General features: G+C 59.8%; 25 protein-coding genes and 1 pseudogene. 9 read left to right on the top strand and 17 right to left on the bottom strand.

The window, feature by feature from the left end:
* Positions 1-63: 63 nt before the first annotated feature.
* The 4 genes from RTS12_RS14095 to RTS12_RS14080 are packed head-to-tail and all read right to left on the bottom strand — an operon-like array spanning position 64 to position 1943.
* Entirely contained in the window at positions 64-636 is a 573-nt protein-coding gene (locus tag RTS12_RS14095) for a cob(I)yrinic acid a,c-diamide adenosyltransferase (RefSeq protein ID WP_312529595.1), read from the bottom strand.
* Positions 636-836 carry a twin transmembrane helix small protein gene (locus tag RTS12_RS14090; RefSeq protein WP_312529593.1) on the bottom strand — a complete coding sequence of 67 codons (201 nt, stop codon included), beginning with the start codon at positions 834-836 and terminating at the stop codon, positions 636-638. The genes RTS12_RS14095 and RTS12_RS14090 overlap by 1 nt, the downstream gene beginning before the upstream one ends.
* 9 nt (positions 837-845) lie before the next feature.
* Positions 846-1667 carry an SDR family NAD(P)-dependent oxidoreductase gene (locus RTS12_RS14085; protein ID WP_312529591.1) on the bottom strand — a complete coding sequence of 274 codons (822 nt, stop codon included), beginning with the start codon at positions 1665-1667 and terminating at the stop codon, positions 846-848.
* A gap of 45 nt (positions 1668-1712) precedes the next feature.
* Complete coding sequence (locus RTS12_RS14080; protein ID WP_312529590.1) at positions 1713-1943, bottom strand: hypothetical protein; 231 nt, start codon at positions 1941-1943, stop codon at positions 1713-1715.
* Positions 1944-2137: 194 nt separating this feature from the next.
* Here RTS12_RS14080 and parC point away from each other — a divergent pair, with 194 nt between their 5' ends.
* Positions 2138-4366, top strand: a complete 2229-nt coding sequence (gene parC / locus RTS12_RS14075; protein ID WP_312529588.1) for a DNA topoisomerase IV subunit A — start codon at positions 2138-2140, stop codon at positions 4364-4366.
* Positions 4367-4426: 60 nt separating this feature from the next.
* Here parC and RTS12_RS14070 read toward each other — a convergent pair whose 3' ends face one another.
* The 4 genes from RTS12_RS14070 to leuD all read right to left on the bottom strand — a co-directional run bounded on the left by RTS12_RS14070 (position 4427) and on the right by leuD (position 7438).
* Positions 4427-5005, bottom strand: coding sequence for a cytochrome b/b6 domain-containing protein (locus RTS12_RS14070; RefSeq protein ID WP_312529586.1), 579 nt, complete (start codon positions 5003-5005; stop codon positions 4427-4429).
* Between the two features lie 8 nt (positions 5006-5013).
* On the bottom strand, positions 5014-5466 hold the full coding sequence (locus RTS12_RS14065; protein ID WP_312529584.1) for a cytochrome c: 453 nt from the start codon (positions 5464-5466) through the stop codon (positions 5014-5016).
* A 257-nt stretch (positions 5467-5723) separates the two neighbouring features.
* The gene (locus tag RTS12_RS14060) at positions 5724-6830 is read right to left on the bottom strand and encodes an endonuclease/exonuclease/phosphatase family protein (RefSeq protein WP_312529582.1); all 1107 of its coding nucleotides are present in this window, start codon (positions 6828-6830) and stop codon (positions 5724-5726) included.
* A gap of 2 nt (positions 6831-6832) precedes the next feature.
* Positions 6833-7438, bottom strand: coding sequence for a 3-isopropylmalate dehydratase small subunit (gene leuD / locus RTS12_RS14055; RefSeq protein ID WP_312529580.1), 606 nt, complete (start codon positions 7436-7438; stop codon positions 6833-6835).
* Positions 7439-7583: 145 nt separating this feature from the next.
* On the opposite strand from leuD, the gene RTS12_RS14050 reads away from it, so the two are divergent.
* On the top strand, positions 7584-8126 hold the full coding sequence (locus tag RTS12_RS14050) for a hypothetical protein (protein ID WP_312529578.1): 543 nt from the start codon (positions 7584-7586) through the stop codon (positions 8124-8126).
* 2 nt (positions 8127-8128) lie between these two features.
* On the opposite strand, the gene leuC is transcribed toward RTS12_RS14050, so the two are convergent.
* On the bottom strand, positions 8129-9568 hold the full coding sequence (leuC, locus tag RTS12_RS14045; RefSeq protein WP_312529576.1) for a 3-isopropylmalate dehydratase large subunit: 1440 nt from the start codon (positions 9566-9568) through the stop codon (positions 8129-8131).
* A 296-nt stretch (positions 9569-9864) separates the two neighbouring features.
* Here leuC and RTS12_RS14040 point away from each other — a divergent pair, with 296 nt between their 5' ends.
* From RTS12_RS14040 to rlmH, 3 genes are all read left to right on the top strand, one after another.
* Positions 9865-11211 (top strand): mechanosensitive ion channel domain-containing protein, encoded by a 1347-nt coding sequence (locus RTS12_RS14040; protein ID WP_312529574.1) that lies wholly within the window; start codon positions 9865-9867, stop codon positions 11209-11211.
* A 448-nt stretch (positions 11212-11659) separates the two neighbouring features.
* Entirely contained in the window at positions 11660-12049 is a 390-nt protein-coding gene (rsfS, locus tag RTS12_RS14035) for a ribosome silencing factor (RefSeq protein WP_312529597.1), read from the top strand.
* A 5-nt stretch (positions 12050-12054) separates the two neighbouring features.
* The gene (gene rlmH / locus RTS12_RS14030) at positions 12055-12522 is read left to right on the top strand and encodes a 23S rRNA (pseudouridine(1915)-N(3))-methyltransferase RlmH (RefSeq protein WP_312529572.1); all 468 of its coding nucleotides are present in this window, start codon (positions 12055-12057) and stop codon (positions 12520-12522) included.
* A gap of 33 nt (positions 12523-12555) precedes the next feature.
* Here the strand turns inward: rlmH and RTS12_RS14025 are convergent, their stop codons facing one another.
* On the bottom strand, positions 12556-13383 hold the full coding sequence (locus RTS12_RS14025) for an LOG family protein (protein WP_312529570.1): 828 nt from the start codon (positions 13381-13383) through the stop codon (positions 12556-12558).
* 107 nt (positions 13384-13490) lie between these two features.
* Here RTS12_RS14025 and dapD point away from each other — a divergent pair, with 107 nt between their 5' ends.
* Together dapD and RTS12_RS14015 are read left to right on the top strand one after the other, a co-directional pair.
* Positions 13491-14315, top strand: coding sequence for a 2,3,4,5-tetrahydropyridine-2,6-dicarboxylate N-succinyltransferase (dapD, locus tag RTS12_RS14020; RefSeq protein WP_312529568.1), 825 nt, complete (start codon positions 13491-13493; stop codon positions 14313-14315).
* A 104-nt stretch (positions 14316-14419) separates the two neighbouring features.
* On the top strand, positions 14420-14671 hold the full coding sequence (locus RTS12_RS14015) for a GlsB/YeaQ/YmgE family stress response membrane protein (RefSeq protein WP_312529566.1): 252 nt from the start codon (positions 14420-14422) through the stop codon (positions 14669-14671).
* Positions 14672-14749: 78 nt separating this feature from the next.
* Here RTS12_RS14015 and RTS12_RS14010 read toward each other — a convergent pair whose 3' ends face one another.
* Both RTS12_RS14010 and RTS12_RS14005 read right to left on the bottom strand, forming a co-directional pair.
* Positions 14750-15265 (bottom strand): TIGR00645 family protein, encoded by a 516-nt coding sequence (locus RTS12_RS14010; RefSeq protein WP_312529564.1) that lies wholly within the window; start codon positions 15263-15265, stop codon positions 14750-14752.
* 156 nt (positions 15266-15421) lie between these two features.
* The gene (locus RTS12_RS14005) at positions 15422-15892 is read right to left on the bottom strand and encodes a YbaK/EbsC family protein (RefSeq protein ID WP_312529562.1); all 471 of its coding nucleotides are present in this window, start codon (positions 15890-15892) and stop codon (positions 15422-15424) included.
* Positions 15893-15945: 53 nt separating this feature from the next.
* Between RTS12_RS14005 and RTS12_RS14000 the strand changes: the two genes are divergently transcribed.
* Both RTS12_RS14000 and RTS12_RS13995 read left to right on the top strand, forming a co-directional pair.
* The gene (locus RTS12_RS14000) at positions 15946-16305 is read left to right on the top strand and encodes a hypothetical protein (protein ID WP_312529561.1); all 360 of its coding nucleotides are present in this window, start codon (positions 15946-15948) and stop codon (positions 16303-16305) included.
* A 190-nt stretch (positions 16306-16495) separates the two neighbouring features.
* Complete coding sequence (locus RTS12_RS13995) at positions 16496-17761, top strand: lytic murein transglycosylase (RefSeq protein WP_312529559.1); 1266 nt, start codon at positions 16496-16498, stop codon at positions 17759-17761.
* A 105-nt stretch (positions 17762-17866) separates the two neighbouring features.
* Here the strand turns inward: RTS12_RS13995 and RTS12_RS13990 are convergent, their stop codons facing one another.
* From RTS12_RS13990 to RTS12_RS13970, 5 genes and pseudogenes are all read right to left on the bottom strand, one after another.
* Complete coding sequence (locus RTS12_RS13990; protein ID WP_312529557.1) at positions 17867-18151, bottom strand: hypothetical protein; 285 nt, start codon at positions 18149-18151, stop codon at positions 17867-17869.
* A gap of 170 nt (positions 18152-18321) precedes the next feature.
* Positions 18322-18819: an RNA pyrophosphohydrolase gene (locus RTS12_RS13985; protein ID WP_312529555.1), complete on the bottom strand. Its 498-nt coding sequence runs from the start codon at positions 18817-18819 to the stop codon at positions 18322-18324.
* Positions 18816-20234, bottom strand: coding sequence for a S41 family peptidase (locus tag RTS12_RS13980; RefSeq protein ID WP_312529553.1), 1419 nt, complete (start codon positions 20232-20234; stop codon positions 18816-18818). Before RTS12_RS13980 ends, RTS12_RS13985 begins: the two co-directional genes overlap by 4 nt.
* Entirely contained in the window at positions 20231-21418 is a 1188-nt protein-coding gene (locus RTS12_RS13975) for a peptidoglycan DD-metalloendopeptidase family protein (RefSeq protein WP_312529551.1), read from the bottom strand. Before RTS12_RS13975 ends, RTS12_RS13980 begins: the two co-directional genes overlap by 4 nt.
* Positions 21415-22024 (bottom strand): annotated as a pseudogene (locus RTS12_RS13970) (2,3-bisphosphoglycerate-independent phosphoglycerate mutase); the annotation flags it as partial. The gene RTS12_RS13975 and the pseudogene RTS12_RS13970, both read right to left, overlap by 4 nt.

Here is a 22024-nt window from a genome sequence, read left to right as displayed (position 1 = left end):
GCAGATGCACAAGGCAAAAGCGACCCGAGGCCGTCGCGAATGCCGCTTTGTCGCCTGTTTTCGCTAACGGCTGGCGCCGGGCACCCACAGGATGTCATCCTTGCCGTCATCATTGGCAATGCGGCCGGCAACGAACATCCAGTCGGACAAGCGGTTCAGATATTTCACGGCTGCCGGGTTGGCATCCTCGGTCGCGGCAAGCGCGGTTGCGGCGCGTTCGGCGCGGCGTGCAACCGTGCGGCACAGGTGCAAATGCGCGGCAAGTGCGGTGCCGCCAGGCAAGATGAAGCTGCGCAGCGCCGACAGACGCGCGTTCATGGTGTCGATTTCCGATTCGAGGCGGGTGACCTGGGCATCGATGATGCGCAGGACCGGATAGGGGGCGTCGCTGTCTTGATCCATGCGCGGACGCGACAGATCGGCGCCAAGGTCGAACAGATCGTTTTGAATGACCGCGATTTGCTGCGCCATCTCGCCTGCGGCATGAAGCCGCGCCAAGCCAAGCGTTGCATTCAGCTCGTCCACGCTGCCATAGGCCTCGACGCGGATCGCATGTTTAGCCACGCGCTCGCCGTTGGACAGGGCGGTTTCGCCAGAATCGCCAGTGCGGGTGTAGATCTTGTTCAGAACGACCATCAGCCGCCTCTCATCCAGATGTAAGTCATGATGACCGCCAGGGCGATGGCCTGCGCGATCAGGCGCCAGCGCATCAGGCGATTGCCATTGCGACGGTTGAATTCGCCTCCGCGGGCAAATCCGCCGATGCCGGTGAACAAAATCACGACGACGACCAGACAGGCGAAAGCGGCGAGATAGAAGAGGGGATCTTTGTGCATGACCTTTGCCTAACTCCGGCGGGCGAACCAGTCCAGTGTCCGCGTTGGCAGGATGCGCTTTCCGATGCCCGAGATATAGGTCGGAGTCGTCACATAATAGCGACTGCGCGGGTGAGTGCTTTCCAAAGCATGAGCGATTTTTTCGCTGACGGCACGCGGGGGCAGCTCGAAACGGTCCTTTTTCGCCGCCGGTTCGTAAAGCCGTTTAAGCAAAGTGTCGCGGTATTGCTGGGCGCGAGGGCTGTTTTTCCAATCGATCCAGCGTTCGAAATGAGGGATCGATTTCAGGCGAATGGCGGTGCCGATCGGGCCGGGCTCGATCAGGGAAATCTTGATCGGCGTATCGGCCATTTCGACGCGCATCACGTCGGTCAGACCCTCTAGGGCGAATTTCGTGGCAACATAAGCCCCGCGCCAGGGGATGCCGACCAGACCAAGCACCGAGCTGATCGTGACGATACGACCTTCGCCATTGTCGCGAAAATGCGCGATCATGCGCCGCGTCAGGTCGTGGGTTCCAAACAGATTGGTCTCGAATATCGTGCGCAGCGCCCCCCGAGGCAAATCTTCGACCGCACCGGGTAAGGCAAAGGCACCGTTATTGACCAAAGCATGGACCGGACCACGAGCCAGCGCCAGATCGACCCCGGCGGCCACGCTGGCCTCATCCGCCAGATCCAGGACAAAGCTCTCGAGCCCGGCCTGCTGGCAGGCAAGCACGTCCTGCTCATGACGACATGTGGCAAGAACATGCCAGCCCCGTGATTTCAGGTAATGCGCGGCATCTTGGCCAATCCCCGACGAGCAGCCGGTCAGCAGGACAGTTTTCATGGGCTTCCAGACGGAAAAGGGCCGAAAATACGGTTCTTTTCAACTTTATCTGGTGACCGAGGTGCGGACAATGCCCGCGTCATCCGCTGTGCCGGGCGCGCCCTCTGGGTGGGGCACAGAACCTGCGCGATGCACGGGATAGTTCAGCAGCCGCCCTTCCACGCGCTGTGTCGCGCTGAATGGTTTGCTGCTGGTTGCAGGGCCGAATTCAGGGGCGCTGGTCAACGCAAGCAGCACGAAAAGTCCGGTTAAGAACAATAAAATCGCTCGATACATTGAAAACCCTCCGAGAGTTAGACCTCGGCCTATTTTTTGCTGGCTGCTCGGGCCAGTGTCCTGATCGATATCCAAAAGTAACATAATAACGATCTGATCGGGGCATCGTTCCGCGCATGGCCCCAGCTGAGCGACGAATCATGGCATAAAAATCACGCTGGACCGGCTGGCTTTGCGGCCCTATTCACTAATCCATGTCAGACGATCCGAACCGCCCCGAGGGCGAGACCGAAAACACCGTTTCCGAGCAGCTGTCGCGCGCCATTGGCGAGCGCTATCTGACCTATGCGCTCTCGACGATCATGAACCGGGCGTTGCCCGACGCACGCGACGGGCTCAAGCCCGTGCATCGCCGCATCCTTTATGCGATGCGCGAATTGCGGCTGTCGCCGACCGGCGCATTCCGAAAGTCGGCCAAGATTTCCGGCGATGTGATGGGGAACTATCACCCGCATGGCGATGGCGCGATCTATGATGCGATGGCGCGCTTGGCGCAGCCTTTCGTCATGCGCTATCCGCTGGTCGATGGTCAGGGCAACTTTGGCAATATCGACGGCGATAACCCGGCGGCGTCGCGCTATACCGAGGCGCGCCTGACCGCAGCCTCTGAGGCGCTGATGGAGGGGCTGGCCGAAGATGCGGTCGATATGCGCCCCAACTATGATGGCACGCTGGAAGAGCCGGTCGTATTGCCCGCCGCTTATCCCAACCTTTTGGCCAATGGCTCGTCGGGGATCGCGGTCGGCATGGCCACGAATATTCCGCCCCATAACCTGCATGAAGTCATCGACGCCTGTTTGCATCTGATCAAGACCCCGGATGCGCGCGATGACACGCTGATTTCCATCATGCCGGGGCCAGATTTTCCGACCGGGGGCGTCTTGGTCGAAAGCCGCGACGTGATCGCCGAGGCTTACCGCACCGGTCGCGGCAGTCTGCGTTTGCGCGCGCGCTGGGCGGTCGAGGATCTGGGTCGCGGGCAATGGCAGATCGTCGTCACCGAGATCCCCTATCAGGTCGCGAAATCCAAGCTGATCGAGCGTCTGGCCGAGCTGATCCAGATTAAGAAAGTTCCGATTCTGGGCGATGTTCGCGACGAATCGGCCGAAGATATCCGCATCGTGCTTGAGCCAAAGACCCGCGCGGTCGACCCCGAGCAGCTGATGGCTGCCCTGTTCCGTACCTCGGATCTCGAGGTCCGTTTCGGGCTGAACATGAACGTGCTGATCGACGGGCGTATGCCGCGTGTCTGCTCGTTGAAAGAGGTGATCCGCGCCTTTCTTGATCACCGCCGCGAGGTGCTGCTACGCCGTTCGAACTTCCGTCTGGCCAAGATCGCGGCACGTCTTGAGGTGCTGGAAGGCTATATGATCGCCTTCCTTAACCTTGATCGCGTGATCGAGATCATCCGTTACGAAAATGATCCCAAAGCGGTTCTGGCCAGCGAGTTCAACCTGAGCGACGTTCAGGTCGAAGCCATTCTCAACATGCGCCTGCGTGCCCTGCGCCGGCTGGAAGAGATGGAGCTGCGCGCCGAGCAGACCTCGCTGCTTGACGAGCGTGCCGTGCTGGAGGCCATGCTGGCCGATGACAATCTGCAATGGGCGCAGATTTCCGAGCAGCTGCGCGAAATGCGCAAACTTTTCGGGAAATCGGCGCCGGGCGGGCAGCGGCGTACCGAAATCGCCGAGGCCGAGGACATTGGCCCGATCGATATGGACAGCATGATCGAGCGCGAGCCGATCACCGTGATCTTGTCGAAAATGGGTTGGATCCGCGCGATGAAGGGCCATCAGCCCTTGGACGCCGAGGTCAAGTTCAAGGATGGCGACGGCCCCTTCATGGCCTTCCATGCCGAGACAACCGACAAGTTGATGATCTATGGCGCCAATGGCCGCTTCTATACGTTGATCGGTGCGAACCTGCCCGGCGGACGCGGCATGGGCGAGCCGTTGCGCTTGATGATCGATCTGCCCAATGATGCGGCAGTGATCGACATGTTTGCATGGCGTGACGGTGTCAAATATCTGGTCGCCTCGAAGGCGGGCGATGGCTTTATCGTCAACTCGGCCGATATTCTGGCGCAGACCCGTTCGGGTAAGCAGGTTCTGAACGGCGATGCGCTGTTGTGCCATCCTGTTTCGGGCGATCATGTCGCGGTCGTGGGCGACAACCGCAAACTTCTGGTCTTTGCCCTGGATGAGCTGCCCGAGATGGCGCGCGGCAAAGGGGTGCGCTTGCAAAAGTTCAAGGACGGCGGGCTGTCGGATGCGACCTGCATCACCTTGGCCGAAGGGCTGTCCTGGAAAGATCCGGCCGGGCGCACGCGCAGCGAGACCGATTTGAGCGAGTGGCTGGGCAAGCGGGCAACTGCGGGCCGTATGGCCCCGCGCGGCTTCCCACGCGACAACAAGTTCAACTGATGCGAAAAGGGCGGCCCGCGGGTCGCCCTTTTTCATTCTGCCGGATTGAAGGAACGGGGATCAGTCCTGGCGGGTGTCCTTCCAGCCCGTCACCATGGGCTTTACCAGATCTTCGTGCTTCCAGAAGCGATAATAGAGGATCACCGCGACATGCAGCAGGACCAGAATCAAGATGATGCTGCCGCCCAGGTGATGCAGGCCAACCGCTTTGGAGCGCGCCGCCGAGCTGACATATTTCGCCAGCGGCCCGACGTTGATGTAATCATCCGGGTCCGAAATCAGCCCGGTCGAGACCTGCGCCGCCAGCACCGCCAGCATTGCGATCACGGATAAGGCCCCCAGCGGATTATGACCGGGCCAGTGGCTGGGCTCGCGCGCGGTAAAGCCGCGCAGATAGGCCAGAATGGGGCCGGGTCCAGTCACAAAGCTGGAAAAGCGCGCGGATCTTGGTCCGATAAATCCCCAGATCAGCCGAAAGGCCAGCAGGCCGATCACGACATAGCCGCACCAGAAATGCAGCGTCATCTTCAGGGGGCCGAACTGTCCCAAGCACCATGCCGCAATCACGAAAAAGGCCAAAAGCCAGTGGAACCCGCGCAAGAGCGGGTCCCAGACCTTGATCTTTTCAGAGCTTGGCATCTGGGCCATTAATCTTTCTGCCGATAGCTGTCATGGCAGGCTTTGCAGGCCGCGCCCAGCTTTCCAACGACCGGGCCGACATTTGCCTGCCCGCCTTTGACGGCCTCTGAGGCGCCGGTCGCGGCTTCGGAGAGGGCTGCATATTTGGCCGTGAAATCTGGCATATTCGACCAGATTTCGGGCTTGGCGGCCGTGCCTTTGGCATCGCTAAGCGAGCTGCCTTCGATGAAATGCATTGGCAGGCTATATTTGGTCAGCGTCTCGATATTGGCCCCGGCCTGGGCAGCGGCAGCCTCGTCATAGGGAATTTCGCCTTTCGCCATGCCTGCAAGTGGGCCCATATTGGCAGAAAGCATTTCAAAATATCCCTGACGTGCCTTGATGTTATCTTCGATTTTATCATCGGCAAAAGCCATCAACGGCAAGGCAATCAGCGCGGCGGTGGTCACAACAAGACGCATGGGTCGTCCTCATTTCTGTGGCAAAAAGCTGCATAGATTTCAAAACGTCGCACAGCGATGCCATGCAATCAACGCCTTAGAAATCGATCCCGCGAAACTGTGAACTGTCGAATCAGGGGGGCAGCGTCGCATCCGGGCCAAAGGGCAGGGGCCAGGCCAAAGCACAGGGCGACAGAAGCAAAAGGATCGGCGGGCACGCGACTTTCGGGCCGCGCCCGCGCGCAAGGGGCCAATGCCGGGGCCGCCTTAGACCAAAGTTAGGGCCAGTCCAGATCGACCCAGACCAGTCGATGGCGTGAGGCTGCCTGAACCGAAGGGGCCAGCGCATCGCCATCCACTGGCCAGACCACACCCGCATCCAGGACAGGCAGCCCGATTGCGGGTAAAACGTAATCGACCCGCATATTGCCCGCCCCATCGGCTGGCCAATTGGCCGTATCCAGCGCTGGATCACCTTTGTGCCGCGCGTTGCTGCCGGTTTGGGGATAGGCCGCGCCGCCCGGGCTGGCGGGGCGTGGATCTTGGACATGAGCCTTGATCAGCGCCGTCAGGGCCTCGGGGCGACCATCACCGTCGATCATGTCCAGATTGGCGTTGCCCAGGATGACAAAGGCCTCTTGAGGCAGATGTTGCAGCCAAAATGCCGTCTCATCATGGTTGCGTCGGCCATTGCGATCCTCGGGGCCATCAAAGACCGGAGGGGTCGCGGCATAGGCCAGCAGCTGCAGCGGCTTGCCAGAAATCAGCACCGGCACCTGCCAATGCGCAACCGAAGAAAGGCGCTGGACCGCGCCATGTTCAGGCGTCGTCGGGGGCATGATATGGCCCGGCATATCCCGCCACAGCGTCGCACTGTGATCGGTTGGCGTGCCCAGTGGGTGGCGCGACAGCAGCGCCATGCCGCCTTCGCCGCTGAAATTGCCATAGCCCTGGGCGTCGCGCGCCTCGCCGAATTTGCCATTTAGGTCCAGATCAAGCCTGGTCGGCATGCCGCTGTTTGGCCGTGAGGCATGCAGATAGGGATAGTCCAAACCCGCGGAAGCCAGCTGATCGGCCAGCGCCTTCAGCGCCAGATTGTCGTAATCCCAATCAATGCCGGTCAGCAGCAGGACATCGGGTCGGGCATGGGTAATGACCTCGATTACGGCCGTGATCTGCGCATCTTTGCCCGACAACAGATCGCGGTAAAGCAATCCTGGCCCCTTGCGCGACAGATCCGAGGCAAAGGTCGCGATCCGCAGGGGCTCTGCCCGCGCGACCATGGGGGCACAAAGAATTAAAACAGGCAGGGCGACCCAGAAGGCCGCCTTGCCCAACCCGCCCTCGCGCGTGCGGTGACGGGCATGTTTTGCCTTGGCGGCCAAACTTAGACCCAAGGACGGCTTTGGGCCATTGCGGCCTCGAACGTGTCGATTTTGGGCGCTTTTTCCATGGTCAGGCCGATGTCATCCAGACCGTTCAGCAGGCAGTGCTTGCGGAAGGCGTCAACCTCGAAGGGAAAGCTTTGACCGTCGGAAGTGGTCACGGTCTGATTTTCCAGATCAACGGTCATGCGGGCATTTGCGCCTTTGCGCGCATCCTCCATCAGCACTTCGACCACTTCTTGCGGCATGACGATCGGCAGGATGCCGTTCTTGAAGCAGTTGTTGAAGAAAATATCCGCAAAGCTGGTCGAGATCACGGCACGGATACCGAAATCCAGCAGCGCCCAAGGGGCATGTTCGCGCGACGAGCCGCAGCCAAAGTTATCGCCGGCGACGATGATTTGGCTCTCGCGATAGGCGGGCTGGTTCAGCACGAAATCGGGCAGTTCATTTCCCTCGGCGTCATAGCGCATTTCGTCAAACAGGTTCTTGCCCAAACCCGAGCGGTGGATGGTTTTGAGAAACTGTTTGGGAATGATCATATCGGTGTCGATATTGACCAAGGGCATTGGTGCCGCGATGCCCGTGAGGGTGGTGAATTTATCCATGTTATCCTCGTGTTTGACTCGCCGCCATATCTGTCGTTAGCCATAAAGAGTTTATAGCTGTGGCGCGCGAACTTATGGTGCTTTGATGTTAAACGGTTCTGGCCCCTACGGGTTGTGGGGGTGTGTCGCAAATGAGTGGACGCCGGTGATTGGCGACCCTGAACTGACCGGATGGCTGACCGTTTTGTCCTATCTGGTTTGCTTCGCACTTTCTTTTACTGTGACGATGCGATTGCGCGGCCAGAAGGGCCGGGGTCTTTGGCTGATGATCACGGTGCTGATGCTGCTTTTGGCCATCAACAAGCAACTTGACCTGCAAACCGCACTGACCGCGACCGGGCGCTGCCTGTCGCATGTGCAGGGCTGGTACGAAGATCGCCAGACGGTTCAGAAGCTGTTCATCGGTGCGATGATTGTCATCATTTCGACAGTGATCGCCCTGATGCTGGCCAGCATGCGCGGCAAGGTGCGCGAGAACGCTTTGGCCTTTATGGGCCTGTTCGTTCTGATGACCTTTGTGATGGTGCGCGCCGTGGGTTTTCATCACATGGACAGCCTGATCAGCGCCGAGATTGCCAGCGTTTCCGTGAATTTTATCTTTGAAAACGCTGGCTTGCTCATGATTGCTTTGAACGCGCTGGCCCTGTTGCGGGTGACATTGCCCAAAAGGGGCGGTCAGCCCGCTTAGGCTCAGGCGACCTCTTTTGCCAAAACGTTGCGGACATCGACCAGATGTCCGGCAATGCCCGCCGCAGCGGCCATGACCGGCGACATCAGGTGGGTACGCCCACCACGGCCCATCCGGCCCTCAAAGTTGCGGTTCGAGGTCGCGGCGCAACGCTCGCCCGGTGCCAGCTGGTCGGGGTTCATGCCCAGACACATCGAGCAACCCGCCAGACGCCATTCAAAGCCCGCATCGGTAAAGATCTTGTCCAGACCCTCTTCCTCGGCCTGCATCCGCACCAGACCCGAGCCGGGCACGATCATGCCGCGCACGCCATCGGCCAGATGCTTGCCCTTGAGGATGCCTGCGGCAGCGCGCAGATCCTCGATCCGGCCGTTGGTGCACGAACCGATAAAGACCGCATCGATCTTGATCTCGTTCAGCGGCGTGCCCGGTTTCAGCCCCATATAGTCAAGCGAGCGACGGGCCGCCTCGATCTTGCCACCTTCGAAATCCTCGGGGGCCGGAACCTTGTCGGTGATCGCCAGCACGTCCTCGGGCGAGGTGCCCCAAGTCACGACCGGGGCGATGTCTTCACCACGAATGGTGATGACCTTGTCCCAATGCGCGCCTTCATCACTGAACAGCGTCTTCCACCAGTTGACGGCAGCTTCCCAAGCCGCGCCTTTGGGTGCGTGCGGGCGGCCCATGCAATAGGCAAAGGTTTTGTCGTCAGGGGCGATCATACCAGCGCGAGCGCCGCCTTCGATCGCCATGTTGCAGACGGTCATGCGACCTTCCATCGACAGATCGCGGATCGCTTCGCCGCAATATTCGATGACATAGCCGGTGCCCCCGGCGGTGCCGGTTTTGCCGATGACGGCAAGGGTGATGTCTTTGGCGGTCACGCCCGGCAGCAGCTTGCCGGTGATCTCGACCTTCATATTCTTGGATTTCTTCTGGATCAGCGTCTGCGTCGCCAGAACATGCTCGACCTCGGATGTGCCGATGCCATGCGCCAATGCGCCAAAAGCGCCATGGGTGGCGGTGTGGCTATCGCCGCAAACCACGGTCATGCCGGGCAGGGTCCAGCCTTGCTCGGGGCCGACGATGTGCACGATACCCTGACGGATGTCGCTCATCGGGTAATAGTTCAGGCCGAAATCACGGGCGTTCTTGTCCAGCTCGGCGACCTGAATGCGGCCCTCGGGGTTCTCGATACCATTCACGCGATCTGCTGTGGTGGGGACGTTATGGTCCGGCACGGCAATGGTTTTCTCCGGTGCGCGGACCTTGCGGCCGGTCATGCGCAGCCCTTCGAACGCCTGAGGCGAGGTGACCTCATGGACCAGATGGCGATCGATATACAGGATACAGGTCCCGTCATCCGAACGATCGACCACATGGGCGTCAAAAATCTTGTCATAGAGGGTACGGGGAGCGCCCGTATTGGTGTTGCCGGTCATGGCTGTCTCTTTCTCAAAGAGTAGCTTGGGAAACTGAAGTGCCGCAGCTTGCGGCGATGGCACGTCTAACGTGCCCGCCTCCGATCAAAGTCGGGCGGTAATCGAGAGGCTTTCGCCATAGAAACGGCCCGGAAGGCGGGCGCGATCGTGAATGTCGAAGTAGATAAATCCTCGCATGACAGATTATTTAAGCCGGATCGCCTTATCGCGCAATATCTGTAAACGATCCGTGTGCCATGCAGCTCTTGCCGATAATGTGCGGCAATGGTCAGATGCTGCCAGGATCGGGAGGGCAAATGGACCAGCTTCCACCGGATGTGTTTGAAGCCGCGCAGGCATTGTGGCAGCAAATTTGGCTTTTCGCCAAAGGGATGATGCTGCCGTGGCGGCTGAACCAGCTGATGGCAATCGCCGGCCTGTTCATCATCGCCCATGTTCTGGCCAAGCCGCTGTCTCATCGCCTGACGGGCTGGCTGCGGATGCGGCAGGGCTGGCCAAAGTGGAAGCTGCGCTTGGGCATCTTGTTCCAGCAAAGGCTGCGGGTGATTCTGTTCGCAGTTTTGGCATGGATCTTGGTCGCCATCCTGCGCGATCTGACCTGGCCTTCGCGCAGTCAGCTGATCGCGGTGGCCGCGATGATTGCGACGGCTTGGGCGGCGGTCGGCTTCGTGGCGCGGGTCATTCGCAACCGGTTGCTGCGCCGCATGGTCACTTGGGCGGCCTGGATCTGGGTGACGCTTTATTTTCTGGGCTTTCTCGCGCCGGCCTCGACCGTGCTTGATAGTGTGGCCATCAGCTTTGGCGATCTTCGGCTTTCGGCCCTGACCGTGTTAAAGGCGCTGGTGCTGACGGTGCTGTTGATTTCGATCGCACGCTGGTTTTCGCGGTTGGTGACGGGACGTCTGGCCAAGAATTCCGACATTTCGCCAGCCATGCAGGTGCTGACGGCCAAGTTGATGCAGGTGGTTCTGATCAGCCTGGCTGTGGTGATCGGCCTGAGCGCGACCGGCTTTGACCTGACGGGTTTCACCGTCTTTACCGGTGCGCTGGGCGTGGGTCTGGGCTTTGGTTTGCAAAAGATCGTATCAAACCTGATGTCGGGCGTGATCATCCTTTTGGACAAATCGATCAAGCCCGGCGATGTCATCAGCATTGGCGATACCTTTGGCTGGATCGAGGAATTGGGTGCGCGCTACGTCAGCGTCGTTACTCGAGACGGGCGCGAATACCTGATCCCGAACGAGGATCTGGTGACCGGGCAGGTGGTCAACTGGTCTCATACCAATGATTTCGTGCGCCTCGATCTGACTTTTGGCACCGCCTATACTGATGACCCCCATCAGGTCGCCAAAATTGCGATCAATGCCTCGCTGACGGTCAAGCGTGTGCTGGCGCAGCGCACCCCGGTCTGCTGGATCACCAATTTCGGCGAGCGTTCGGTCGAATATGTCCTGCGCTTCTGGATTTCGGACCCGACGGCGGGGCTGACCAACGTGCGCGGACAGGTTTTTCTGGCGCTGTGGGATGCGTTCAAGAAAAACGGCATCAGCTTGCCATATCCCCAGATGGAGGTGCGCATGCTGCCTGCGCCTCAAGAAGGCGAGGCACCGGTTTTCGACCTTAATCCCAACCTGAGGGATTAGCGCGTTAAACAAATATCAACTCTTGGGTGGCAAAACGGAGGTGAAACGGGGGCGTTTCTGGGCAGAAAAGTGAAAACTTCGACAGATCTTTTGCAAAGTGGCAAAGATTCTGCGTGGCAATGGGCGTAAAAGACACAATGATATTCTGACCCCATTCTTGCGGCGCTGGCCTGCGTAGGTTGCAGATTTCCCAGCGATTCCAAAGATCGTGCCGGATTTGGATCGGCTGGCCACTGCTTTGGCGGTGCCTTGACATAGGGATGGTGAGGCAAAGCAAGGGTGCAGATTTGACAGAACCGCTGGCGGGGCATTGAGAAAACCCGAAATCATGCTATCTTTAAGATTGCCCTGCGCCGGGGAAATCGGCGCTTTGTTCGGAGTATGACCCCTGTCCAGTCCCGTATCGCTTGCCGCAGAGCCGGCAGCGACCGCCGCACCGTCCAAAGAGCTGACCAGCGATCAGTTATTGGCCCGTGTTCTCGCCTCACTAGATGACGATAAAGCCGAAGATGTCGTATCCATCGACCTTCGCGGCCGCTCGGCTATGGCTGATCACATGGTGATCGCTTCGGGCCGTTCGTCGCGGCAGGTCGCTTCGATCGCGGAAAAACTGGCCGAGCGTCTTAAGCAGGATTTCGGGCGCCTTGTGCGGATCGAAGGCAAAGACACCGGCGATTGGGTGTTGATTGATACTGACGATGTCATCGTCCATATCTTCCGCCCCGAAGTGCGCGAGTTTTATCAGCTCGAAAAAATGTGGATGCCGGCAGATTCGTTGCGCTCGGCCACGCTGGACAGCGTTCGCGCTGAACATGCGGCAGATAGCGCGCCGAACTAAGCATCATGCGTCTTGTCCTTGCCGCAGTCGGTCGGCTGCGCAAAGGGCCCGAAGCCGAGCTTGTCTCTGACTATCTGGCCCGTTTCTCGAAAACGGGCCGGGCGCTTGGCTTTCCCCCCGTCACATTGATCGAAGTCGAAGATAAGCGCGGTGGTGGCATGGCCGCCGAAGCCGAGCTGTTGCTCCGCGCCATTCCTGATGGCGCGGCGCTTGTCATTTTGGACGAGCGTGGCCAGAAGCTGACCTCGCCGGAATTTGCTGAACGTCTGGGCAGCTGGCGCGATCAGGCGCGCGATGTTTGCTTTATCATCGGCGGTGCAGACGGGATCGACCCCGCTTTACGCGCCCGCGCCGATCTGGCGATCAGCTTTGGCCAAATGGTCTGGCCGCATATGCTGGTCCGGGTCATGCTAAGCGAGCAGCTTTACCGCGCCGCGACCATTCTGGCGGGCAGCCCCTATCACCGCGAATAGGGGCCGCGCCTGATGGCGTTGCAATGTGCCATACTATGCGCAGGGCGTTTTCCAGTGATCGATGATCTCGACCGCTTCCTGTGCCGTTTCAACAAAGTGGATCAGATCCAGATCTTCGGCGCTGATGGTTCCAGCATCTGCCAAAGCCTGCCAGTTGATGACCTTTTCCCAGAACTCACGGCCAAACAGCAAGAAGGGCACGCCTTTCATGCGTCCGGTCTGGATCAGGGTCAGGGCCTCGAACATCTCGTCCAGCGTGCCAAATCCACCCGGGAAAACCGTGACCGCACGAGCGCGCATCAGGAAATGCATTTTGCGGATCGCGAAATAGTGGAAGTTGAAGCATAGATCGGGCGTGACATAGGCGTTGGGCGCCTGCTCATGCGGCAGCACGATCGACAGGCCGATGGATTGGCCGCCCGCCAGATGCGCGCCTTTGTTGCCTGCCTCCATCACGCCGGGACCGCCGCCGGTGCAGATGACGAAATCACGGCCATAGGTGCGCAGGCTGCGTTCGGTCATCATCCGCGCGAAATCGACGGCCTCGGTATAATATCTCGACAGGGCCGCAAGTTCGGGGGTGCGCGCATCCGCGATGTTTTCAGGGGCCGGAATACGTGCGCCACCAAACATCACGACAGTCGAGTCGATGCCACGCTCATCCAGGATCATCTGAGGCTTGAGCAGTTCAAGCTGCAGGCGAACCGGACGCAGCTCTTCGCGCAGCATGAAATCATTATCGACAAATGCCAGCCGATAGGCGGGCGCGCGTGTCTGGGGGGTGTCAGGCGTATTATGGACGGCCTTCACGTCCTCGTGGCTACCGCGGAACGTGTGGCTGCGCTCTTCTTCTTCAGTCATCGAAACCTCTGACAAACCTCTGACGTCAAGCCGCCGCACATTGCACAGAGACTCTTCGATGACTATAGCCCGATAAACCCAGTTTCCAACCGAGAGAAAGGCCTGTCATGAACGATGCAGCGCTTGAGACCGCAATCGAAGCCGCCTGGGAAGTCCGCGACCAGATCAGCCCCGCCACCACCGGCGAGACCCGCGAGGCGATCGAGGCCACGCTTGAGGCACTGGACAACGGCACTTTGCGTGTCGCTGAGAAACGCGGCAATGACTGGCATGTCAATCAATGGGCCAAAAAGGCGGTTCTGCTGAGCTTCCGCCTGAAGGATATGGAAATCCTTGAAGGCGGCCCGCAAAACGCCGGCTGGTGGGACAAGGTCGACAGCAAGTTCAAAGGCTGGGGCGAGAACCGCTGGCGTGACGCTGGCTTTCGTGCCGTTCCCGGCAGCATCGTGCGCAAATCGGCCTATATCGCCAAGGGCGTCGTTCTGATGCCGTCCTTTGTCAACATCGGCGCCTATGTCGATGAGGGCTCGATGGTTGATGGCTGGGCCACGGTCGGCTCTTGCGCGCAGATCGGCAAGAATGTGCACCTGTCTGGCGGCGTCGGTATCGGCGGCGTGCTCGAGCCGATGCAGGCAGGCCCGACCATCATCGAGGACAACTGCTTTATCGGCGCCCGTTCCGAGGTCGTCGAGGGTGTCATCGTTCGCGAAGGCTCGGTCCTTGGCATGGGCGTTTTTATCGGCCAATCGACCAAGATCGTCGACCGCGAAACCGGCGAAATCATGTATGGCGAAGTGCCGGCAGGTTCGGTTGTGGTCGCAGGCTCCTTGCCGTCCAAGAATGGTGTGAACCTTTATTGCGCGGTGATCGTGAAGCGGGTTGATGCCAAGACCCGCAGCAAAACCTCGATCAACGAACTGCTGCGCGACTGACACGATCGTAAAAAAAATTGGTTCGCGCATGACAAGTGTGCGAACCAATTGGGCTTTTCCGAGTTATGCTTTCGAACGTGAACGCATGCGAGGAGGTATCCGTCATGCAAGGACTGGGTTGGATTGCTGCAATCATCGTTGGCGGCCTTGCCGGGTGGATTGCCAGCATCATCATGAAGGCTGACACTGGGCTGATCACCAATGTGATCATCGGTATTGTCGGTGCGGTTGTGGCCAATGCACTTCTCAGTGTCTTTGGCGTTTATACCCAAGCCGGCAGCTGGTTGGCCCAAGGTGTGGCAGGCTTGATTGGCGCAGTGATCCTGATCTGGCTGTACCGGGCGATTGCGCGCTAGCGCAGAACGGCCTGAACTTGATGAGGAAAGAAAAAAACCCGCGCCTTGCGCGGGTTTTTCCTTTGCCAGGCTACCTGTTTAGCCCTTGGCTTTTTTCAGCGTCTTGCCGTGGTTTGCGATCCAGTCCATCGCCGCCAAAAGCACCCCAGAGACAACAAAGACCAGATGGATGGTAACCATCCACTTAATTTTTTCGGGTGTATACTTGCCGACATCCATAAAGACTTTCAGAAGGTGGATGCCCGAAATCGCCACGATCGAGGCGACAAGTTTCAGCTTGAGACCCGTGAAATCGACTTCGCCCTGCCACGAGGGGCGATCCTTGTGGTCGGCAATATCCATGCGGCTGATGAAATTCTCATAGCCCGAAAAAATCACGATCAGCAAAAGATTGGCGGCAAGGCTAAGGTCAATCAGCGCCAGCACGCCCAGAACCGCGTCATCTACGGTCATGATGGGAATGGTCTGCGTAAACTGCCAGAGCTGGGCCAGAAAGACCCAGACGAGAATAGCCAAAGCTGCGGCAAGCCCAATATACATTGGCGCCATTAGCCAGCGGCTGGCAAAAAGGCTGCGTTCGATCAGACGTTCCATGGCTTCTCCTGATGATGGAGGTCTGGACCTATATTTCCGCCCCGGGATCGACAAGAAAATGCCACGCAAAAACAGTCGCCTGCGACAATCTGCGCAGGCGAGGGTGGGACAGCCCATGGTGATAGCCACGCCACATTAGAATGGCATGGCGCGGCTTTAGCTGGTGAAATCTGCCATCTTTGCGCCGGTGATGCGCAACAGATCATCGGGGGCAATCGCAAAAACATGGCGCGGCGTGCCTGCCGCAGCCCAAACCTCGGTGAAGTCTTGCAGCTTTGGGTCGAAATAGGCCGTGATCTCGGACAGATGCCCGACCGGGGCGACGCCGCCGATGGCAAACCCGGTTTCGGCGCGGATCTGTTCGGCCGAGGCCTTGCCAAGAGGCTGGCCTGCAATCGAAGTCGCCTTGACCGGATCGACCTGATTGCCCCCTGCCGTCAGAAACAGCACGACATGGCCTGAATGCTCGCCACGAAAGATGATGGATTTCGCAATCTGATCGACATGGCACCCCACGGCGCGGGCCGCATCTTCGGCGGTGCGGGTGCCTTCGGTCATTTCGCGGACCTCGACCTTCACGCCCGCGGCTTCCAACGCGGAATTGACGCGCTTCAAGCTCTTGCTCATTGCCTCTTTGCCTCCCTCGGGAAATAAGCTTGCGCAACAAGGAAGGGAAAATCATGGCAGAACACAAGGTCTATACGCTGCTCATCGAACTTGGCCGCTCGGCCGAGGACAATTTGCCCAAGGATGCAACGGGCGGGGCGATGCTGATCTATGCCTCGGGCAAGGACGAAGAAGAGGCCGTGCGCGAAACCGTGGCCATTCTCAAGCAGGCCGGGCTGAACCCGATCGAAGTCACAGGTCACGGCACCCTAGAGGAGCGTCTGGCCGAGGGGCATGAGATCCCCGCAGAAGAGCGCGAGTTGATGGATCGCGCCTTGGCGGAAAATTCGGTGATCGTGGCTCAGGCCGAGCCGCTTTACGGCCCGATGGAGCGTGACGACGACGATGAGGATGACGACGACGATCAGGAATAACCTGCGCGCAGGCCTTGGTTTGGGCTGAGAAGCGGGCCGTTGGCGCGAATGTCCTTGGGGTGGCGCTGCCGCTTTGGGCGGGAAAGCGATGATGGGGATGGGGTGGGGAAATCTCTCCCTATTCATGCTTTGGGGCATCGGCTAGACTTATGGCAAAACAACCAAAAGCAACAAACGGACAGGCAGTGACATGACGATTTCCCTAACGCGCCTTGCCATTTCGGCAATGATGATCGGTACTCTTTCAAGCTGCGGCGTCGCGTTGAACCGTGGTCCGGGCATGGCCAATCCCGGCCCGGTGCAGATTGCCCCGATCCCGCAAGCCTCGGCAGGCGACGAGGCGGGTCTGCAGCGTTTCGTTCAAAGCTTCCGCGCACGTGCCCTTTCGGCGGGGGTCTCGAATGCGACCTATGATCGTGCGATGCGGATTGCGCGCTATAATCCCGATGTGATCCGTCTGGATCGCAAACAGGCCGAGTTCTCGCGTCCGGTTTGGCTGTATCTGGACAGCGCAGTTTCCGAGGTCCGCGTCACCACTGGCCGTCAGAAGGCGGCCCAGCTTAACAGCACCATGTCGGCGATCGAATCCCGCTACGGCGTCCCGCGCGAGGTGGTTCTGGCCGTCTGGGGCATGGAATCCAACTATGGCGCGAACCGTGGCAAGATGCAGATCATCCCGTCGCTGGCGACTTTGGCCTATGATGGGCGCCGCGGCGAGATGTTCCAAAATCAGCTGATCGCGGCCCTGAAGATCTTGCAGGCGGGCGATACCGACCCCGAACATATGGTCGGCTCATGGGCCGGCGCGATGGGGCACACCCAGTTCATGCCGACCTCTTATCTGGAATATGCCGTCGATTTCACGGGTGATGGACGGCGCGACATCTGGTCCGAGGATCCGACCGATGCGCTGGCCTCGACCGCGGCATATCTGGCGCGCAATGGCTGGCAGCGCGGGCAGACCTGGGGTGCCGAAGTGCAGCTGCCTGCGAATTTCAACATGAAGCAGGTTGGTAAAGGCACGCGCAAGTCGGTCGGCGATTGGTCGTCGCAAGGCGTGCGTCGCATGGGCGGTGGCGCGCTTCCCAGCGGCAATGGCTCGATCATCATGCCAGCCGGGGCACGCGGTCCGGCCTTCTTGATTTTGGATAACTTCCGCTCGATCCTTCGCTACAACAACTCGGACAACTACGCGCTTGGCGTGGCTTATCTGGGCGAGCGTATTGCGGGCCGTTCGGGCATTCAGGGCGCATGGCCGCGCAACGACCGCACGCTATCGACCGGCGAGCGCGAGGAAATCCAGCGTCGCCTGATGCAAAAGGGCTTTTACCAGGGCGAGATCGACGGGCTGTTCGGCTCGGCTACGATGGAATCGGTGGCAAGCTATCAGCGCTCGATCGGGGTCACGCCGGATGGCTATCCGACGTCGATCCTGCTGGATCAGCTGCGCCGCTAACGCTTGGTCAGGCCCTTGGAACGCTGGGGGCCTTGAACCACTGCATGATCATGGAAAAGGCGGCAGATGGGCCGCCTTTTTTATTCGCTGGATTTTTCCGATGGCTCAGGTGCGCATCTTGCGCACGATCATGCCCACGACCACCTGAACGATTGCGCCTACGACGCCGCCACCGACCAGATTTCCGGCCATCGCGGCCAGATCGATGCCACTTGCCGCAGCCGCCGTGCCAGAGCTTAGCAATCCACCCAAGATCTGGCCGCCGCCCAGCCCGCCCAGAGCCCCGACAATCGCATTGCCCAGCCCGCCCATGTCACTGTCCTTGACGGCCTTTCCGGTCGCCGTGCCGCCTAGGGCACCCCCGATCACCTGTGCAAGAATTTGTTCCATTCTCTGCTCCCTGTCACGATCTCACGCGAGGACATTTGCGTGAATACCCGGAAGGGTAGATCCGGACCGCTTTTTCACAAAGATCATTCAGCAAGGCCCGCGTTTTTGACGCGGGCCTTGGTAAAACTGGTGCAAATTGGTTGCATATCAGGCGTTTGTGGCCCGATTTCTTAGGCCAGATGCGGCGCGAAATCCGCAACGATACGGGCATAAACCTCGCGCTTGAAGGGCACGATCTTTTCGATCAGCTCTGTGGCCGAGGTCCATTGCCAGCGGTCGAATTCGGGAATCTCGGTGTCGATACTGATGTCGCTATCTTGCCCTTTAAAGCGCATCAGGAACCATTTTTGGCGCTGACCGCCGTATTTTCCTTTCCAGATCTTGCCGACAAGATCTTCGGGAAGGTCGTAGTAAAGCCAATCCGGGCTTTCACCGATCACTTCGACCAGATCGGCAGATACGCCGGTTTCTTCGGTCAGTTCGCGCAGGGCCGCGCTACGAGGATCCTCGCCCTTGTCGATCCCCCCCTGCGGCATTTGCCAGGCATCCGAAGGGTTGTCGATGCGGTGCCCGGCAAAAACCAGCCCCGCATCATTGATCAAGACGACCCCCGCGCAGGGACGGTAGGGCAGCCCTTTGGGGCCGACCCGTTCGCTGTTGCTGCTCATTCGACCTTGGCCCCTTCAGTGGTGGCGTCCTTGCCGGTCACTGCGGGTTTTGCGCCCTCGGGTACGGCGCGCGCGTCAAAGTCGATCGCAGACAGGCCTTTAAGAATATCAACGGCATAAGCCAGCTGGTAATCTTCGTCGCGCAGTTTGGCGGTGGCCTCGACTTGCTTGGCCTCTTCCTCCATCTGCTTGCGCTCTTCATCGCTGATCGCATCATTGTTCAGCGCGCCACGCAGATCGGCCTCGGAATTGGTGAATTTCGAGGCGGTTTTGGGCTTGTCGGCATCCGCCTCATCCGTCGGAGCGCGGCGCGGCTGCTCGACGATGATGTCGGGGTTGATGCCAAGCGCCTGGATCGAGCGGCCCGAAGGGGTGTAATAGCGCGCGGTGGTCAGCCGGATGGCGCTGTCCGCCGTGACAGGCATCACGGTCTGAACCGAACCCTTACCAAAGGATTTCGTGCCCACGACAATCGCGCGGCGGTGATCTTGCAAAGCACCCGTCACGATTTCCGACGCCGAAGCCGAGCCGCCGTTGATCAGGGCGACCATGGGCTTGCCCTGTGCCAGATCGCCCATTTTCGCGTTCCAGCGCTCGCTGTCTTCGGCCTTGCGGCCACGGGTCGAGACGATCTCACCCTTGTCAAGGAAGGCATCCGAAACCTCGATCGCCTGGTTCAGCAGGCCGCCGGGGTTGTTGCGCAGATCCAGTACAAAGCCACGGACTTTGTCCATGCCGCCGGCTTCTTTGACGGCTTTTTCCAACTCGGACTTCAGCGTCGACATGGTTTCGTCGTTGAAGGTCGTCACACGCAGTACGATTGAATGATCAAGCACGCGTGTTTTCACGACCGTCAACTTGATCGTGTCGCGCACGACCTTGATGTCAAAGGGCTCTTTTTCACCTTCCCGCAGGATGGTGATGGTGATTTCCGAGCCGATCGGGCCGCGCATCTTCTCGACCGATTCGTCAAGCGTCAGACCCATCAGCGATTCGCCGTTCACATGGGTGATGAAATCGCCCGCCTTCACGCCTGCCTCAGCGGCGGGTGTGTCGTCGATCGGCGAGATGACCTTGACCAGGCCGTCCTCTTGGCCAACCTCGATTCCCAGGCCGCCAAAGCTGCCCCGGGTCTGGGTTTGCATATCTTCGTAATCCTTGGCAGCAAGGAACGAGGAATGCGGGTCCAATGACGTCAGCATGCCATTGATGGCGGCCTCAATCAGCTTTTTATCGTCGACCTTTTCCACGTAATCGGCGCGTACACGCTCGAAAACATTGCCGAACAGATCAAGCTGCTCATAGACCGATGCCTCTTTTCCGGCTTCCTGCGCGATCAAAGGCGCGGCAAGCTGGGTCGTTACCAGAGCGCCAGCCAAAGTGCCGATAGCCCCTGCAAGAAGATAGTGTTTCATTCGGTCGTTCCGTCCTGACCTGTGTCACCAACAATCGGATTCATCACGAACCAATCTGCCGGGTCCAGTGTTTCCTTGCCCTTACGCAGTTCAAGATACAGTGTCTGCGTCAGGTCCGCATCATTGCCGCTTGCAGCATTCTGCACAAAACCGATGCCGAATTCCTGCGCCGGGCCTTCTTTTCCGCCCATCAGGCCCACCGGCTCTCCGGCGGCCAGCACATCGCCAACCTCACCAAAGACCTGGGACAGACCTGCCAATACCAGCAAATAGCCCTGTGCTGGCTCAAGTATTGTCACATTGCCATAATCCAGCAAGGGACCGCGATAGCGGATCGTGGCCGGCCAAGGGGTTGTGACCAGCGCTGCGGGCACGGTTGCAACGACCAAACCGGGGCGCTTCACATTCGCGGCATCAGGTTCGTCATAGCCTCGCAAGATGCGTCCGACCACCGGCAGAGGCAGGCTGCCCTGCGCGCCTTCGAAATCGGCCAGCGGTGCGCCGACGTCTTTTTCCATGCCGATGATGCCATTGGCAAAGCTGTCCAGCGTATCGGCCGATTGCACCAAAAGCTTCAGCTCTTCGGGGTCTTCGCCAAAGCGAACGGGCAGGTTCGAGCGGTCGGTGACGGCGCTGGCCAGCAGGCGGCGTGCCTCTTGCACCTCGCCCAACCCCTGAGCAAGGGTGTTGGCGGCGCTTTCTTCTAGCGCGCGCACGGTTTGGATTTCGCGCAACTGGCTGTTCAACCCATCTGCCTCGGCCTTGAGGGCGGGGGCGATGGCGCTCAGCACCATACCCGAGCGTGCCGTGGCTTCTGGCCCCGCGGGGTGCAGCAGCAAGGCGGTCTCGGGGGATTTCTCCATCGCGGTCATTACGCCCAAAACCCGGCTAAGGCGGTCGCGGCGCGCGTCGAATTCGGCGACGATCTGCTGCTCGCGGACACCCGCACGGCGCAACCCCGAACGCAGGGCCGACAGCCCCTTTTCATAGGCGCGGATCATCTCGGTCAGGGCGACGACCTGATCGTTGGCGCTAAGGGCGGCATCCAGGCGTGCGGTGGCTTCGCGCAGCTGGACAGCTGCTGCCGCCGCCTCTTCCGAGGCCTGATTGACCGGAGAGGCGGCAAGGGCGGGGGCTTGGGCCACCGCCAGCGACAAAGCAAAAAGCGGGGCGATCAGTCTCATGCGCGAACAATCAGGCTTTGGCCGGTCATCTCGGCAGGCAGATCCAGTCCCATCAGATCCAGCACCGTTGGCGCGACATCGGCCAGGCGTCCGCTGCGCAGCGTGGCCCCCTGAGGGCCGCCATGCACAATCACCGGCACCGGATTGACGGTATGGGCGGTATGCGGGCCGCCCGTCACCGGATCGATCGAGGTTTCGCAATTGCCGTGATCTGCGATGATCACGGCGGCGCCGCCCACACGGTCCAGCGCGGCAAGCATTTGCCCAAGGCCCTGATCCACGGCCTCACAGGCCAGAGCCGCCGCCGCCAGATTGCCGGTGTGGCCGACCATGTCGGGATTGGCGTAATTGACCACGATCAGGTCATAGCCCGCCTCGATCGCGCCAACCAAGCGTTCTGAAACCTCAGCTGCCGCCATTTCGGGTTGCAGATCATAGGTTGCCACCTTGGGGCTGGCGGGCATGAAGCGGTCTTCGCCTGCTTCGGGGCTTTCCTTGCCACCATTCAGGAAGAAGGTGACATGGGGGTATTTCTCGGTCTCGGCCAGACGAAACTGGCGCAGACCCTTTTGCGCGACCCAAGCGCCAAGCGTGTTGACCAGCTGC

It is taken from the genome of Paracoccus sp. (in: a-proteobacteria) (assembly GCF_032007265.1).
Lineage (GTDB): Bacteria > Pseudomonadota > Alphaproteobacteria > Rhodobacterales > Rhodobacteraceae > Paracoccus.
Note: the sequence above shows the minus strand (reverse complement) of the source record. Positions and strands in the feature narration are given on the sequence as shown.

Coding starts and splice junctions, on each gene's coding strand:
- RTS12_RS14090 (WP_312529593.1), bottom strand. CDS start 836: ATGCACAAAGATCCCCTCTTCTATCTCGCCGCTTTCGCCTGTCTGGTC.
- RTS12_RS14000 (WP_312529561.1), top strand. CDS start 15,946: ATGGCAGAACACAAGGTCTATACGCTGCTCATCGAACTTGGCCGCTCG.
- RTS12_RS13975 (WP_312529551.1), bottom strand. CDS start 21,418: ATGAGACTGATCGCCCCGCTTTTTGCTTTGTCGCTGGCGGTGGCCCAA.
- RTS12_RS14025 (WP_312529570.1), bottom strand. CDS start 13,383: ATGACTGAAGAAGAAGAGCGCAGCCACACGTTCCGCGGTAGCCACGAG.
- RTS12_RS13990 (WP_312529557.1), bottom strand. CDS start 18,151: ATGGAACAAATTCTTGCACAGGTGATCGGGGGTGCCCTAGGCGGCACG.
- dapD (WP_312529568.1), top strand. CDS start 13,491: ATGAACGATGCAGCGCTTGAGACCGCAATCGAAGCCGCCTGGGAAGTC.
- RTS12_RS13980 (WP_312529553.1), bottom strand. CDS start 20,234: ATGAAACACTATCTTCTTGCAGGGGCTATCGGCACTTTGGCTGGCGCT.
- RTS12_RS14065 (WP_312529584.1), bottom strand. CDS start 5,466: ATGCGTCTTGTTGTGACCACCGCCGCGCTGATTGCCTTGCCGTTGATG.
- RTS12_RS14005 (WP_312529562.1), bottom strand. CDS start 15,892: ATGAGCAAGAGCTTGAAGCGCGTCAATTCCGCGTTGGAAGCCGCGGGC.
- RTS12_RS14010 (WP_312529564.1), bottom strand. CDS start 15,265: ATGGAACGTCTGATCGAACGCAGCCTTTTTGCCAGCCGCTGGCTAATG.
- RTS12_RS14095 (WP_312529595.1), bottom strand. CDS start 636: ATGGTCGTTCTGAACAAGATCTACACCCGCACTGGCGATTCTGGCGAA.
- RTS12_RS13995 (WP_312529559.1), top strand. CDS start 16,496: ATGACGATTTCCCTAACGCGCCTTGCCATTTCGGCAATGATGATCGGT.
- RTS12_RS14080 (WP_312529590.1), bottom strand. CDS start 1,943: ATGTATCGAGCGATTTTATTGTTCTTAACCGGACTTTTCGTGCTGCTT.
- RTS12_RS14015 (WP_312529566.1), top strand. CDS start 14,420: ATGCAAGGACTGGGTTGGATTGCTGCAATCATCGTTGGCGGCCTTGCC.
- rlmH (WP_312529572.1), top strand. CDS start 12,055: ATGCGTCTTGTCCTTGCCGCAGTCGGTCGGCTGCGCAAAGGGCCCGAA.
- leuC (WP_312529576.1), bottom strand. CDS start 9,568: ATGACCGGCAACACCAATACGGGCGCTCCCCGTACCCTCTATGACAAG.
- RTS12_RS14085 (WP_312529591.1), bottom strand. CDS start 1,667: ATGAAAACTGTCCTGCTGACCGGCTGCTCGTCGGGGATTGGCCAAGAT.
- RTS12_RS13985 (WP_312529555.1), bottom strand. CDS start 18,819: ATGAGCAGCAACAGCGAACGGGTCGGCCCCAAAGGGCTGCCCTACCGT.
- leuD (WP_312529580.1), bottom strand. CDS start 7,438: ATGGATAAATTCACCACCCTCACGGGCATCGCGGCACCAATGCCCTTG.
- RTS12_RS14070 (WP_312529586.1), bottom strand. CDS start 5,005: ATGCCAAGCTCTGAAAAGATCAAGGTCTGGGACCCGCTCTTGCGCGGG.
- parC (WP_312529588.1), top strand. CDS start 2,138: ATGTCAGACGATCCGAACCGCCCCGAGGGCGAGACCGAAAACACCGTT.
- RTS12_RS14040 (WP_312529574.1), top strand. CDS start 9,865: ATGGACCAGCTTCCACCGGATGTGTTTGAAGCCGCGCAGGCATTGTGG.